Raw genomic sequence first — 16483 nt, forward strand, 5'->3', positions numbered from 1 at the left:
CGTTCGACTGCTTCGAGGCAGCGGTCGAACACCGTGCACACGCTTGTCACACCGCGCTGAGCAGGCCAGAGTGGCGGCTGGACGGTCGGCCGCCGAGTGCGGACGCACCCTGGCCGCCGGCGGTGGAAACGTGGTGCGTGCCGATCCGGCGCCGGAGATGCCGCGACCGCGCAACTGATGACGACAATCGCCTGGTCGGCGACCAGGCGACCTTTGTTGAGTCGCCCGACGGCTGCTTGCCGCCGCCGCTCGCGGCGAAATCGTCCAGCGATCGGGAGAACGAGAATGGTTGTGCTGGGGAACGAGCCGGGAGCACCCGTCGCCGATCGACCGGCCGGCGGCCGGGCTGTGGGGAACGGCCGCTCGCCCGAGGTCCGCGACGTCCCGGAGCAGGCCTGGCCGCGTCCCGGCGCCACCTCGCTCAGCCGGCACGACGACGCGCTGCTGCGCGCGCTCGCGTCCCGCTACGCCGTGAGCGCCGGTGACGTCCTCGTCGCCGCCACCGGGCTGGCCGTGGGCGGGCGCACCGGCGACGACGGCGTCGACCTGGCCGTACCCTCGCGCGGGGCCGGCCGCGTACGGCTCCCGCTCGACCCGCGGATGTCCGTGGCCGACTACGTCTACTGCAGCGCCCACGCCCGTGCCGCGACCGGCGGAGACCGCCGTGACGCGACGGCGGAGGTGCACCTGACCGAGCCGGCGAGCCCACCGCCCGGCGCGTCCGGCGCGTGGCAGGAACTCGACACCTCCGTGCGCGCGGTGCTCGGCTGGCTCGCCACCGCGCCCACCGCCGCACCGATCGGCGGCCCGCCCGGCACCGGAGGCGTCGACTCCTGCCTGGACCTGTTCCACGAGTGGGTGGCCCGCACCCCGGACGCCCCGGCGGTGCTCGGCGACGACCTGCGCGTCACCTACGCCGAGCTCGACGAGCGGGCGGACCGGCTGGCGCGGCTGCTCGACGAGGAGGGCGTGCGGGCCGGTGACCCGGTCGCGGCGGTGCTCGACCGCGGCCTGCCGGTGGTGGTCGCGTGGCTCGCGGTGTGGAAGCTCGGCGCCCTCTTCGTCCCGGTGGACCCGCAGGTCCCCGAGGAACGGCTGCGACTGGTGCTCACCGACTCCGGCGCCGGCCTGGTGATCACCGCCGGCGGGCCGGCCGCGCTCGTCCGCGAGGCCGCCGACGCCACACCCGTCCTGGCGCTCGACGACCCGGCCGTCGAGACGCGGCTCGCGGCAGCCACCGGAGCGGAGACGCCCGGAACCGGGGTGCGCTCACCGCTGCAGGCCGCCTACGTGACGTACACCTCGGGGTCGACGGGCCGGCCGAAGGGCGTCGTGCTCCCGCACGGCGGGCTGACCCGGCTGGCCGAGATCCAGGTGACGCGGTTTGGTGCCGGACCGGGCGCCCGCGTGCTGCAGTTCGCCTCGATCGGCTTCGACGGCGCGCTGGCCGAGCTGAGCATGGCACTGTGCACGGGCGCGGCGCTGGTCGTGGCGGACTCCCGTGCGCTGCTGCCGGGCGCGGACCTGACCGGCATCGTCGCCCGGCACGCGGTCACCCACCTCACCGTGCCGCCGGCCGTGCTGGCCGTGCTGGAACCCGCCGACCTGTCCCCGGTGACGACGCTGATCTCGGCCGGCGAGGCGATGGACGCCGAGCTGGTCGCGCGGTGGAGCGAGGGGCGTGCCTTCTTCAACGGCTACGGCCCGACCGAGACGACGGTCGCGGCCACGGTGTCCCCGCCGCTGCGCGCCGGCGACGAACCGGCCATCGGCGGGCCCGTCCCACGTACCCGGGTGTTCGTCCTGGACGACGAGCTGCGCCCGGTGCCGACCGGCGCGCCCGGCGAGCTCTACGTCTCCGGCGCGGGCCTGGCCTGGGGCTACCTCGGCCGGACCGGCCTCACCGGCGAACGCTTCGTGGCCTCGCCCTTCGGCGTCGGCGAGCGCCTCTACCGGACCGGTGACCGGGTGCGGTGGAACGAGGAGGGCCGGCTGGTGTTCGCCGGTCGCGCCGACGACCAGGTCAAGATCCGTGGCTTCCGGGTCGAGCCGGGGGAGAGTCGGGCGGCGGTCACCGCGCACCCGGCGGTACGGCAGGCCGCGGTGGTGGTGCGCACGGACGCGGACCGGGAGGCGCAGCTCGTGGCCTACGTGGTCGCCGACGGCCCGACCGACGACCTGCGCGAGTTCGTGGCCGCCCGGCTGCCGCACTATCTGGTGCCCGCCGCGGTGGTTCGGCTGGTCGAGCTGCCCCGCACCGTCAACGGCAAGGTCGACCGGGCGGCACTGCCCGCGCCCGAGTACGAGGCGGCACCGGCCGGGCGTCCGCCGGCCGACGCCCGGGAGGCCGCCGTGCGCACCGCCTTCGCCGACGTGCTCAAGGTCCCCACCGTCGGCGCGGACGACGACTTCTTCGCCCTCGGCGGCCACTCGCTGCTCGCCACCCGGCTCGCGGCCCGGCTGCGCCCGGTGCTCGGCCCCGGCCTCGGGCTGGCCGAGATCTTCGCCGCGCCGACCCCGGCCGGACTGGCCGCGCTGGTGCCCGCCGAGGCCGCGCCCCGACCGGCGCTGACCGGGCGGCCCCGGCCCGGGCGGCTGCCCCTGTCCTTCGCCCAGCACCGGCTCTGGCTGGTCGACCGGCTCGAAGGCGCGAACGCCGGCTACAACCTCCCGGTGGTGCTGCGGCTCGGCGGCGACCTGAACCGCGGCGCGCTGGCCACCGCGCTGCGCGACGTGATCGTGCGGCACGAGCCGTTGCGCACGCTGCTGGTGGACGAGGACGGGCAGCCATACCAGCAGATCGTCGAACCCGACTCCCTCGACTGGAACCTCACCGTCGCCGACCTGCGCGGCGCCCCCGCCCCGCGGGTGGCGGAGGCGATCGACCAGGCCGCCCGGCAGGTCTTCGACCTGGCCCGCGAGGTGCCGATCCGGGCCACGCTGCTGGACACCGGCACCTTCCCGGCCGACCTGGCGGGCGAGGTCGTCGAGGCCGCCACGGGCGAGCTCGGCCTGACCGCCGGACCCGCCGCACCGCTCGCCACGACCGGCGACGACGCCGTGCTCGTGCTGGTGGTGCACCACACCGCCGTGGACGGCTGGTCGATGGAACCGCTGGCCCGCGACCTGTCCCACGCCTACGCCGCCCGGGTCGCCGGGCACGCCCCGGACTGGCGACCCCTTCCCGCCCGGTACGCCGACTACGTCCTCTGGCAGCGCGAGCTGCTCGGTGCCGAGACCGATCCGGGTAGCGTGGTCTCCGGGCAGCTCGCCTACTGGCGGGACGCGCTGGCCGGGGCGCCGGAGGAACTGGACCTGCCGTACGACCACCCGCGCCCCGCCGTGCCCAGCCACCGCGGCCACACCGTGCCGCTGGCCGTCCCCGCCGAGGTGCACCGTGCCCTCGCCGAGACGGCCCGCGCCGAGGGCACCACCCTCGCCATGGCCCTGCACGCCGCGCTCGCGGTCCTGCTGTCCCGGCTCGGCGCGGGCACCGACATCCCGATCGGCTCGGCCGTCGCCGGGCGCACCGAGGCCGGCCTGGAGGACCTGGTCGGTTGCTTCCTCAACAACCTCGTCATCCGCACCGACGTGAGCGGAGACCCCACCTTCCGGCACCTGCTGGCCCGGGTCCGCGACCGCGGCCTGAGCGCCCTCGCGCACCAGGACGTGCCGTTCGAGCGGCTGGTGGAGGAGCTGGCACCGGGCCGGGTCCTCGCCCGCCACCCGCTGTTCCAGGTCGGGCTCACCGTCCAGAACGTCGAGCGGGCGGCGCTGCACCTGACCGGGGTGACCGCGGGCGGCGCCGCCCGCGCCGGCGCGCTCGCCTTCGCCGCCCGCTTCGACCTCGACCTGTCCGTCGGCGAGACCTTCGACGCGCAGGGTCGCCCCGCGGGCCTGCGCGGCGGGCTGACGGCCGCCGCCGACCTGTTCGAGCGGGCGACCGCCGAGCGGCTGGCGGAACGCTGGCAACTCCTGCTGGGCCACCTCGCCACGGACCCGGACTCGCCCCTGCACTCCGCCGACGTGCGCACCCCGGCCGAGCGGGAGCTGGTCGCCGGTTGGGAGCGGGCGCCGCAGATCGAGGTACGCCGCACCGGCCTCGAACTCTTCGAGGACTGGGCGGATCGCGCCCCGGACGCCCCGGCCGTGCTCGGCGACGACCTGACGGTGTCCTACGCGGATCTCGACGCGCGGGCCAACCGGCTGGCGCACGTCCTGACCGGTCGTGGGCTGGCCGCCGGCTCGACGGTCGCCGTCCTGCTCGGCCGCGGGCTGGACCTGGCCGTGTCGTGGCTGGCCGTGTGGAAGGCGGGCGGTGTCTTCCTGCCCGCCGACCCGCGCAACCCGCGCGACCGGATCGCGTACGTGGTGTCCGACAGCGGCGCCGACGCGGTGCTGACGACGACCGACCTCGCCCCGCTGCTGCCCGCCGAGGCGCCCGCGGTGGTGCTGGACGACCCCGCGGTCGTCGCCTCCCTGGCCACCGCCGGGACCGGGCGGATCCCGGTGCCGGCCGGCGCCCGGCTCCAGCGCGGCGCGTACATGACCTACACCTCCGGGTCGACCGGCCGGCCCAAGGGCGTCCTGCTGCACCACCGGGGTGCGGCACGCACGGCGGCGGCGCAGGTCGAGCTGTTCGGCGCCGGCCCGGGCTCACGGGTCCTGCAGTTCTCGTCGATCGGCTTCGACGCCGCCGTGTGGGAGCTGCTGATGGCGCTCTGCTCCGGCGGCGCCCTCGTGGTGGCACCGGCCGCGGAGCTGGTACCCGGCGCCGGGCTGACCGAGGTGGTGGCCCGGCACGGCGTCACGCACCTGACCGTGCCGCCGGCGGTGCTGTCCGCGCTGACCGGGCCGGAGCTGCCCACCGTCACGAACCTGGTGTCGGCCGGCGAGGCGCTCGACGCCGAGTCGGTCGACCGCTGGGGCGCCGGGAGGGCGTTCTTCAACGGGTACGGTCCCACCGAGACCAGCGTGGCGGCCACCTTCTCCGCCGCCCTGCGCCCCGGCGACCGACCGCACATCGGGCGGCCGATCCGCAACACCCGGGTCCACGTCCTCGACGACGACCTGTGCCCGGTGCCGCCCGGCGTCCCCGGCGAGCTGTACGTCGCCGGGGACGGCGTGGCGCACGGTTATGCCGGCCGGCCGGGGTTGACCGCCGAGCGGTTCGTGGCCTCGCCGTGGGCGGCGGGGGAGCGGATGTACCGCACCGGCGACCGGGTCCGCTGGACCTCCGACGGTGACCTGGTGTTCCTGGGCCGCGCCGACGACCAGGTCAAGATCCGTGGCTTCCGGGTGGAGCCGGGCGAGGCGCAGGCGGCGGTTCTCACCCACCCCCGGGTCCGCCAGGCCGCGGTGGTGGTGCGCGAGGACGTGCCCGGGGACAAGCGCCTGGTCGCCTACGTGGTGGCGACCGGCCCGGTGGACGACCTGCGCGACCATCTCGCCGACCGGCTGCCGCACTACCTGGTGCCCTCCGCCGTGGTGCGCCTCGACCGGCTGCCGCTGACCGTGAACGGCAAGCTGGACCGCCGGGCGCTGCCCGCCCCCGACCTCGCCCGCGCGACTCCGGGACGGCCGCCGGCGAACGACCGGGAAGCCGCGGTGTGCGCCGCGTTCGCGTACGTGCTCGGCGTCGACCAGGTCGGCGCGGACGACAACTTCTTCGACCTCGGCGGCCACTCCCTGCTCGCCGTCCGGCTGGTCGAGCACCTCCGCGCCGGCGGGGTGGCGGCCTCGGCGTCGGCCCTGTTCGCCGCCCCGACACCGGCGGGGCTGGCCACGGCCGCGACGCCCGAGACGGTGCCGGTGCCGACCGGCCGGATCCCGGACGGGACGACGAGGATCACCCCGGAGATGGTGCCGCTGGCCGGGCTGTCGCCGACCGAGATCGACCGGGTGACCGCCACGGTGGACGGCGGCGCGGCCGGGGTGGCGGACATCTACCCGCTGGCGCCGCTGCAGGAGGGCATGTTCTTCCACCACCTGATGTCGGCCGGCGGCGACGACGCGTACGTGGCGGTCGTGGTCCTGGAATTCGACACCCGCGCCCGGCTCGACGCCTTCGCCGCGGCCCTGCAGCACGTGGTCCGCCGGCACGACGTCTACCGCACCGGCGTGGTGTGGGACGGCCTGCCGGAGCCGGTGCAGGTGGTGTGGCGCGACGTCGCCCTGCCGGTCGTCGACGTCGATCTCGACGGCGGAGCCGGCGACCCGGTCGCGGCGCTCGTGGCCTCCGTCGGGCTCGTCATGGACCTGACCCGCCCGCCGCTGATCGACCTGCACGTGGCGACGCCCCCGGACGGCCGGGTGCTCGGCCTGCTGCGCATGCACCACCTGATGCAGGACCACACCGGCATGGAGGTGATGCTGCGCGAGGTCCGCGAGGTGCTGGCCGGCCGCGGCGACGACCTGCCCGAGCCGGTCCCGTTCCGCACGTTCGTCGCCCACGCCCGCCACCGGTCGGCCGACGAGCTGCACACCGGCTTCTTCACCGAGCTGCTGCACGGCGTCACCGAGCCCACCGCGCCCTACGGGCAGCTCGACGTGCACGGCGACGGCACCGACGTGGTCCGGGCGCAGGTGCACGTCGACGCGGCGGTCGCCGCGCGGCTGCGTACGGTCGCCCGCCGGCTCGGCGTCAGTGTCGCCACCGTGTGGCACGTCGCCTGGGGGCGGGCCCTGGCCGCGGTGTCCGGCCGCGACGACGTCGTGTTCGGCACGGTGCTGCTCGGCCGGATGAACGCGGGTGCCGGCGCGGGCCACGCCGTCGGCCTGTTCACCAACACGCTGCCCGCCCGGGTGACCGTCCGTGGGGTGTCCTCGCTCGACGCGGTGCACCGCATGCGCACCCAGTTGAGCGGCCTGTTGAACCACGAGCACGCCCGGCTCGCCGTGGCTCAGCAGGCCGCCGACATGCCCGCCGACGTGCCGCTGTTCAGCTCGCTGTTCAACTACCGGTACGGCGGCGAGGGCCTGTGGGTCGACGACGTCAACAACGCGGCCGACGAAGGCCTGGAGGGCATCAGCACCGTCTTCGCCCAGGAGCGGCAGAACTACCCGGTGAGCGTCTCGGTCGACGACCTCGGCACCGAGACCGTCGTCAGCGTCGACGCGGTGCCCCCGATCGCGCCGGAGGCGCTCGCCCGGCACGTGGTCACCGCCGCGGCGAACCTGACCTCCGCCCTGGAACAGGCCCTCTCCGGCGCCGGCGACCCGCCCCTGGCCACGGTCGACGTCCTGGGCCCGGCCGAGCGTGAGCAGGTCGTCGGCGACTTCAACCAGGGGTCGCCGGGCGTGCCGCCGACCACGCTGACCAGCCTCTTCGAGGCGAGCTGCCGACGCGACGGACACGCGCCGGCGGTCGACGGGCTGACCTACCGCGAGCTGGACGAGTGGTCCAACCGGATCGCGCGGCTGCTGCTCGGGCACGGGGTGCGCCGGGGTGACGTGGTGGCCGTCCGGATGGACCGCGGCGCCGGCATCGTCGCGGCCCTGCTCGGGGTGGTCAAGGCGGGTGCCGCCTACCTGCCGGTGGACCCGCAGCAGCCCGCCGAGCGGGCGGCCTACATGGCTGCCGACTCGGGCGCGGTGTGCCTGCTCGGCTCCGGGCCCCTGGGCGACCTGCCGGTGCTCGACCCCGCCGACGCGGTCGGCGACGGCGACCCGATCGGCGACGCCGAGCGCGGCGGGCCGGTCCTGCCCGCCCAGCCCGCGTACGTGATCTACACCTCGGGGTCGACCGGCGCGCCGAAGGGCTGCGTGGTCACCCACCGCAACGTGACCGACCTGCTGGCGGCCTGCGGCCAGTCGTTCACCTTCGACTCGGGGGACGTGTGGACCTGCTTCCACTCGTTCGCCTTCGACTTCTCGGTGTGGGAGATGTGGGGGGCGCTGCTCACCGGCGGCCGGCTCGTCGTGGTCCCGTTCGAGGTGTCCCGGTCACCAGCCGAGTTCCTCGCGCTGCTGGTCCGCGAGCGGGTGACCGTCCTGAGCCAGACGCCCTCGGCGTTCCACCAGGTGCAGGCGGTGCTGGACGACGCCACCCGGGCGGACCTTGCGCTGCGCTACGTCGTCTTCGGTGGCGAGGCGCTCGAACTGTCCCGGCTGCGGGCGTGGTACGACACGTTTCCGCACGGGCCGCAACTGGTGAACATGTACGGCATCACGGAGACCACCGTGCACGTCACCCACGTGGCGCTCGACGCGGCGGTGGTGGCGACCGCGAGCGGCAGCCTCGTCGGGCGGGGACTGCCCGGCTGGCGCACGTACGTCCTCGATCCGATGCTGCGGCCGGTGCCCCCGGGCGTGCTCGGCGAGGTCTACGTGGCCGGCGCCGGTGTCTCGCTCGGCTACCTCGGCCGCCCGGGGCTCACCGGGCAACGGTTCGTGGCCTCCTCGTACGACGCGGGGGAGCGGATGTACCGCACCGGCGACCTGGCCCGGTGGACCCCCGCCGGGGAGTTGGAGTTCGCCGGCCGCGCCGACGAACAGGTCAAGATCCGTGGTTTCCGCATCGAGCTGGGCGAGATCGCCGGACGGCTCGCCGCCCACCCGGCCGTCGGCACCGCCGGGGTCGTGCTGCGCGACGACCAGCCGGGCGGCCCCGCGCTGGTCGGCTACGTCACCCCGCACCCCGAGGCGGCCGCGCGGGTCACCCGACGGCTGCGGTTGCAGCGGTCCGGCGACCCGGGCGCGGAACTGCACGAGCTGCCCAACGGCATGAGCATGCTGGCCCACAACCGGGCCAACGTCGAGTTCCTCTACCGCGAGATCTTCGAGCAGAACGAGTACCTGCGCTTCGGCGTCACCCTGCCGGACGGGGCCTGCGTCGTCGACGTCGGCGCGCACGTCGGGTTCTTCTCGATGTACGCCGGCGAGGTGTCCCCGGGCGCCCGGGTGTGGGCCTTCGAACCGATCCCGGAGCTGGCCGGCCTGCTGCGGGCCAACGCCGACCTCAACGAGGCCGACGTCACCGTCACCAACTGCGGCGTCGGCGAGCACGACGAGACCACCACGTTCACCTACTACCCGCAGATGTCCATCCTGTCGGGTCGCTTCGCCGACGAGGCCGAGGAACGGGAGACACTGCGCCGCTACCTGCGCAACGAGCACGGCGCCGAGCTGGACGACGCCGGCGAGGCGTTGGTGGACGAGATGCTCACCGAGCGGCTGCGCGGGCATCGGGTCGGTGTGGCCATCCGCCGGCTGTCCGACCTGATCCGCGAGCACCGCATCCCGGTCGTCGACCTGCTCAAGGTGGACGCCGAGAAGAGCGAGCTGGAGGTGTTCCGGGGCATCGACGACGAGCACTGGCCGTTGATCAGGCAGATCGTCGCCGAGGTGCACGACGTGCACGGCCGGCTGGACGCGATCGTCGACCTGCTCGGTGAGCGCGGCTTCACCGTGGTCCGCGACACCGCGGCGGACGTGGCGGGCACCGACCTGCACATGATCTACGCGGTACGGCCGGAGGCGCCGGTGACCGGGCGCACCGAGCCGCCGCCGGCCGCCGGTCGCTGGTACGGCCCGGCCCAGCTCACCCGCGACGTCCGCGCCGACCTGAAGAGGTGGCTGCCCGGCTACATGGTCCCGGCCGCGCTGGTGGTGCTGGAGGACCTGCCGCTCACCCCCAACGGCAAACTCGACCGCAAGGCGCTGCCCGCCCCCGACCAGGGCACTGCCCGGGGCGCCGGCCGGGCCCCGACCACCCCGGTCGAGGCGCGGCTCTGCGAGGCCTTCGCCCAGGTACTCGGGATCGCCACGGTCGGCGCCGACGACGACTTCTTCGCGCTCGGCGGGCACTCGCTGCTCGCCCTGCGGCTGATGTCGCGGATCCGGGCGCTGCTCGGCGCCGAGGTGGAGATCCGGGAGTTGTTCCGCACGCCCACCCCGGCCGGGCTGGCCGCCCACCTCGCCGCCAGGACCGCCGCGCCGAGCCGCCGCGCCCTCACCGCCGGCGCCCGCCCGGAGTGGGTACCGCTGTCGTTCGGCCAGCGCCGCCTGTGGTTCCTGGCCCAGCTCGACGGCGACACCGCCACCTACAACGCCCCCGCCGTCCTCCGGCTCACCGGCGACCTGGACACCGCGGCGCTCGACGCGGCGCTGCGTGACGTGCTGGCGCGGCACGAGGCCCTGCGGACGGTCTTCCCGGCCCGCGACGGTGAGCCCTACCAACGGGTGCTGGCACCCGCGGAGCTGACCTGGACGCTGGAGCACGTCGACCTGACCGGCGCGCCCGGGGAGCGGGTGACCGCGGCGCTCACCGAGCGTGCCGCCCGGGCCTTCGACCTGAGCACCGAGATCCCGATCCGCGGCACTCTGCTGCGCAGCCGCGCGCACGAACATCTCCTGCTGCTCGTGACCCACCACATCGTCAGCGACGGCTGGTCGCTCGGCCCGCTCGCGCGGGACCTCTCCCACGCGTACGCGGCCCGTTCCGACGGCCGCGCGCCGGACTGGGCGCCGCTGCCGGTGCAGTACGCCGACTTCGCCGTGTGGCAGCGCGACCTGCTCGGCGTCGAGGACGATCCGGACAGCCTGGTCAACCGGCAGCTCGCCCACTGGCGGGACGCTCTCGCCGCAGCGCCCGAGGAGTTGGCGCTGCCGTTCGACCGGCCGCGTCCGGCGACCGCCTCGCACCGGGGGCACACGGCCGCGTTCGCCGTGCCGGGCACGGTCCATGCCCGGCTGGCGGAGATCGCCCGCGCCGAGGGCGTGACGGTGTTCATGGTGTTGCAGGCGGCCCTGGCGGTGCTGCTGTCGCGGCTGGGCGCCGGCACCGACGTGCCGATCGGCTCGGCGGTGGCGGGCCGTCCCGACGAGGCGCTCGACGACTTGGTCGGGTGTTTCGTCAACACGCTTGTCGTCCGGACCGACCTGTCCGGCGACCCGACGTTCCGCGACGTGCTCGCCCGGGTCCGCGAGCGTAGCCTCGCCGCGCTCGACCACCAGGACGTGCCGTTCGAACGGCTGGTCGAGGAGTTGGCGCCGGCGCGCTCCCTGGCCCGGCACCCGCTCTTCCAGGTCATCCTGACCATGCAGGACACGATCGACGCCGCCCTCGAGCTGCCCGGCATCGAGGCCACGCTGGTCCCGCTGCACCGCGACGCGGCCAAGTTCGACCTGGATGTGATGGTCGGCGAGCTGCGCGAGGCCGACGGGCGGCCGGCGGGCCTGCGGGGGACGGTGACGGCCGCCGCGGATCTCTTCGATCGGGGTACGGCGGAGGCGATCGGGCGGCGTTGGGTGCGGGTGTTGGAGCAGGTGGCGGGGGATCCGTCGGTGTTGGTGCGGTCGGTGGTGGTGGCCGGGGTGGAGGAGCGGGAGTTCCTGGCTCGCGTGGGTGTGGGTGGGGTTCTGTCGGGTGTGGATGTGTCGGTGGTGTCGTTGTTCGAGCGGCGGGTGGCGGCGTGCCCTGATGCGCCGGCGGTCGTGGGTGGTGGTGTTTCGCTGACGTTTGCGCAGGTGGATGCGCGGGCGAATCGTTTGGCTCGGGTGTTGCGGGCCAACGGTGTGGACGTGGATTCGGTGGTGGGTCTGGCGCTACCCGACGGCGTGGACATGGTTGTGGGGATGGTGGCGGTGTGGAAGGCCGGCGGCGCCTACCTGCCGGTGGATGTGTCGCTGCCGACGGATCGGCTTGCGTTCATGTTCACCGATGCGCGGGTGTCGGTGTTGGTGGGTACGGATGAGGTGTTGGGTGATCTGCCGGCTGGTATGCGGACGGTGTCGTTGGATGATCCGTTGTTGGGTGTCATGCCGGACGAGGCGCCGGGTGTGGTCGTGCCGTTGGACGCCTTGGCGTATGTGATCTACACGTCGGGGTCGACGGGGCGTCCGAAGGGTGTGGGTGTCACGCAGCGGGGTGTGGCGAACTATGTGGCGGGGGTGCCTCGGCGTTTGGGGTGGGGTGCGCCTGGTGCTCGGTACGGTTTGTTGCAGGCGCAGGTGACGGATCTGGGTAACACGACGATCTTCACGAGCCTGGCTACGGGCGGGTGTCTGCATGTGCTGGATGCGGACATGGTGGTGGATCCGGCGGCGGTGGCGGGGTATTGGCGTGAGCATGGGATCGAGCATGTGAAGGCCGTCCCGTCGCACCTGGCCGCGTTGGCTGCCGGTGATGGTGGGGTGGGGGCGGTGGTGCCGTCGGGGTCGCTGGTTTTGGGTGGTGAGGCCGCGCCGCGTTCGTTGGTGGATGCGGTGGTGTCGGTGGGGCGGCCGGTGTTCAACCACTACGGGCCGACGGAGACCACGATCGGTGTGCTGACCGGCCCGATCGTCGGTTCGGCCGGGTCGGTTACTGCCAGGGCCAGGTTGGCTACTGCGGCGGCCGGGTCGGTCCCGGATTCGTCCGGAGCGATGGCGGGGTCGTCCGTGGCGATTGCGGGGTCGTCCGCGGCGATGGCGGGGTCGGCGGATCGGGCCGGTCAGGCGGGCGGTTCGGGTGGGGTGTTGGGGTTGCCGGTGCCGAACATGCGGGTGGCGGTGTGGGACGAGTGGTTGCAACCCGTCCCGGTGGGTGTGGTCGGCGAGTTGTATGTGAGTGGTCCGCAGGTCGCGCGGGGTTATGCCGGGCGGCCGGGTTTGACTGCGGCGCGGTTTGTTGCCGGGTCGGGTGGGGTGCGGTGGTATCGGACCGGGGATCGGGTGCGGTGGACCGCTGACGGTGTGGTGGAGTTCGCCGGTCGCGCTGATGATCAGGTGAAGATTCGTGGTTATCGGGTCGAGCCGGGTGAGGTCCAGGCCGTCGTGGCGGCGTATCCGGTGGTTGAGCGGGCGGTGGTGGTCGCTCGTGAGGATCAGCCGGGGGATAAGCGTCTGGTGGCGTATGTGGTGGCGGACGGTCCGGTGGACGGGTTACGGGAGTTTGTGGCCGGGCGGCTGCCGGAGCACATGGTGCCGTCGGCGTTCGTGTCCCTGACCGAGCTGCCGTTGACGGGTAACGGCAAACTCGACCGGAAGGGGTTGCCGGCGCCGGAGTATGCGTCGGGTCCTCGTCGGGAGCCGGCCAACGCGCGCGAGGAGTTGTTGTGTCAGGCGTTCGCGCATGTGCTCGGTGTCGATTCGGTCGGGGTGGATGACGACTTCTTCGCTCTGGGTGGGCATTCGCTGCTGGCGGTGAGGTTGATCTCTCGGGTGCGGGTGGTCCTCGGCGCGGAGTTGGAGATCCGGACCCTGTTCGAGCAGCCCACCCCCGCCGGGATCGCCGCGCACCTCACCGACGCGACGGCACGACCGGCCCTGATCGCCGGCGAACGACCGGAGCGGGTTCCGCTGTCCTTCGGGCAGCGACGGTTGTGGTTCCTGGCCCAGTTGGAGGGGCTGAGCGCCACGTACAACGCCCCGAACGTGCTGCGACTGCGCGGTGAACTCGACCCGAGTGTGCTCGAAGCCGCACTGCGGGACCTGCTCGACAGGCACGAGGCGTTGCGGACCGTGTTCCCCACGGCGGACGGGGAGCCGTACCAGAAGATTCTCGACAGCACCGCGCTGGACTGGCGCCTCGACGTCCTCCAGCCGCCCGCGCCGGCCGTGTCCGACGGTGAGCCGGTTGCCGACGCGGCCTTCGTGGGTGCGGCGGTCGAACGGGCCAGCCGGTACGCCTTCGACCTGACTGTCGAAGTGCCGTTCCGGGCGACGCTGCTGCGTACCGGGCCGGACGAGCATCTGCTCGTCCTCGTGCTGCACCACATCGCCAGTGACGGCTGGTCGATGGGTCCGCTGGCTCGGGATCTGGAGACCGCGTACGCCGCCCGCCGCACCGGAGACGTGCCGCGGTGGACACCTCTTCCGGCCCAGTACGCCGACTTCGCCCTGTGGCAGCAGAATTTGCTCGGCGACCACGAGGACCCGGAGAGCATCAGCGCACGGCAGCTCGCGTACTGGCGGGATGCGCTCGCCGGCATACCGGAGGAGTTGGCGCTGCCGTTCGACCGGCCGCGCCCGGCGACCGCCACGCACCAGGCGCACAACACGCCGCTGGAGGTGCCGGCCGAGCTGCACCGGGCACTCGTGGAGTTGGCGCGCGTCGAGGGTGTGACGGTGTTCATGGTGTTGCAGGCGGCGTTGGCGGTGTTGCTGTCGCGGTTGGGTGCGGGCACTGATGTGCCGATCGGGTCGGCGGTGGCGGGGCGTACGGATGAGGCGCTCGATGATCTGGTCGGGTGTTTCGTCAACACGCTTGTCGTCCGGACCGACCTGTCCGGCGACCCGACGTTCCGCGAGGTGCTCGGCCGGGTTCGCGAGCAGGGTCTCAGCGCACTGGCCCATCAGGATGTGCCGTTCGAGCGTCTGGTCGAGGAGTTGGCGCCGGCGCGGTCGCTGGCCCGCCACCCGCTGTTCCAGGTGGTCCTCACCACCCACGAGACGGACGAGGAACTGCCCGTGCTGCCCGGCCTCGACATCGAGTTCCTGCCGGTGGAGCGGCCGGCGGCGAAGTTCGACGTGGACGTGATGGTGGCGGAGACATTCGACGGTGCGGGTGTCGCGGCGGGTTTGCGGGGGACGGTGACCGGGGCGGCGGATCTGTTCGACGCGGGTTCGGTGCGGCGGTTGTCGGCTGGGTGGGTGCGGGTGTTGGCGCAGGTGGCGGGGGATCCGTCGGTGTTGGTGCGGTCGGTTGCGGTGGCGGGTGAGGGGGAGCAGGCGCGGCTTGCGGTGGCCGGTGTGGGTGAGGTCCTGTCGGGTGTGGATGTGTCGGTGGTGTCGTTGTTCGAGCGACAGGTGGCGGCGTGTCCGGATGCGCCGGCGGTCGTGGGTGGCGGTGTGTCGCTGACGTTCGCGCAGGTCGATGCGCGGGCGAATCGTCTGGCTCGGGTGTTGCAGGCCAACGGTGTGGGTGTGGATTCGGTGGTGGGTCTGGCGCTGCCCGACGGTGTGGACATGGTTGTGGGGATGGTGGCGGTGTGGAAGGCCGGCGGCGCCTACCTGCCGGTGGATGTGTCGCTGCCGACGGATCGGCTTGCGTTCATGTTCACCGATGCGCGGGTGTCGGTGTTGGTGGGTACGGATGAGGTGTTGGGTGATCTGCCGGCTGGGATGCGGACGGTGTCGGTGGACGATCCGCTGCTGGAGGTCATGCCGGACGAGGCGCCGGGTGTTCAGGTGCCCCTGGATGCTTTGGCGTATGTGATCTACACGTCGGGGTCGACGGGCCGTCCGAAGGGTGTGGGTGTCACCCAGCGGGGTGTGGCGAACTACGTGGCGGGGGTGCCGTCGCGGTTGGGGTGGGGTGCGCCTGGTGCTCGTTACGGCTTGTTGCAGGCGCAGGTCACCGACCTGGGTAACACGACGATCTTCACCAGCTTGGCCACGGGAGGCTGTCTGCACGTGCTCGACGCGGCGGCGGTGGTGGATCCGGTCGTGGTGGCGGGGTACTGGCGTGAGCACGAGATCGAGCATGTGAAGGCCGTCCCGTCGCACCTGGCCGCGTTGGCTGCCGGTGATGGTGGGGTGGGGGCGGTGCTGCCGTCGGGGTCACTGGTTCTGGGTGGTGAGGCGGCGCCGCCGCAGTTGGTGGATGCGGTGGTGTCGGTGGGTCGGCCGGTGTTCAACCACTACGGCCCGACGGAGACCACGATCGGCGTGCTGACCGGTCCGATGACCGGTTCGGGTGCGGTGTTGGGGTTGCCGGTGCCGAACATGCGGGTGGCGGTGTGGGACGAGTGGCTGCAACCCGTCCCGGTGGGTGTGGTCGGCGAGTTGTATGTGAGTGGCCCGCAGGTCGCGCGGGGCTACGCCGGTCGGCCGGGTTTGACCGCGCAGCGGTTCGTCGCCGGCGCGGGTGGGATGCGGTGGTATCGGACCGGGGATCGGGTGCGGTGGACCGCCGACGGGGTGGTGGAGTTCGCCGGCCGCGCTGATGACCAGGTGAAGATTCGTGGCTATCGGGTCGAGCCGGGCGAGGTCCAAGCCGTCGTCGGGGCGTATCCGGTGGTTGAGCAGGCTGTGGTGGTCGCCCGTGAGGATCAGCCGGGGGACAGGCGTCTGGTGGCGTATGTGGTGGCGGACGGTCCGGTGGACGGGCTACGCGAGTTCGTGGCCGGGCGGCTGCCGGAGCACATGGTGCCCTCGGCGTTCGTGTCCCTGACCGAGCTGCCGCTGACCGGTAACGGCAAACTCGACCGGAGGGCGTTGCCGGCGCCGGAGTATGCCGGTGGGTCGAGCCGGGAGCCGGCCAACGAGCGGGAGCAGGCGCTGTGTGACGCGTTCGCGCACGTGCTCGGTGTCGACACGGTCGGGGTGGATGACGACTTCTTCGCCCTGGGTGGGCACTCCCTGCTGGCGGTGAGGTTGATCTCTCGGGTGCGGGTGGTCCTCGGCGCCGAGTTGGAGATCCGGACCCTGTTCGAGCAGCCCACCCCCGCCGGGATCGCCGATCGTCTCGAGGCGTTGCCCGCTGCGGTTTCCACCCGGCCGGCGTTGCGTCGTATGCGTGCGGAGGAAACCTCCTGACGCATCTCCGGGAGTGGCCGGC

1 protein-coding gene is annotated in these 16483 nt (G+C 73.5%); it reads left to right on the forward strand.

Translation table 11 applies throughout. The features are described 5' to 3' along the window. Nucleotides 1-285: 285 nt before the first annotated feature. Nucleotides 286-16461: a non-ribosomal peptide synthetase gene (locus tag H1D33_RS05985; RefSeq protein ID WP_307755359.1), complete on the forward strand. Its 16176-nt coding sequence runs from the start codon at nucleotides 286-288 to the stop codon at nucleotides 16459-16461. Nucleotides 16462-16483: the final 22 nt, after the last annotated feature.

It is taken from the genome of Micromonospora ferruginea (genome assembly GCF_013694245.2).
Classification (GTDB): domain Bacteria; phylum Actinomycetota; class Actinomycetes; order Mycobacteriales; family Micromonosporaceae; genus Micromonospora; species Micromonospora robiginosa.

Bases quoted from the DNA above. Each gene is read 5' to 3' on its own strand.
- H1D33_RS05985 (WP_307755359.1), top strand. From the start codon at position 286: ATGGTTGTGCTGGGGAACGAGCCGGGAGCACCCGTCGCCGATCGACCG.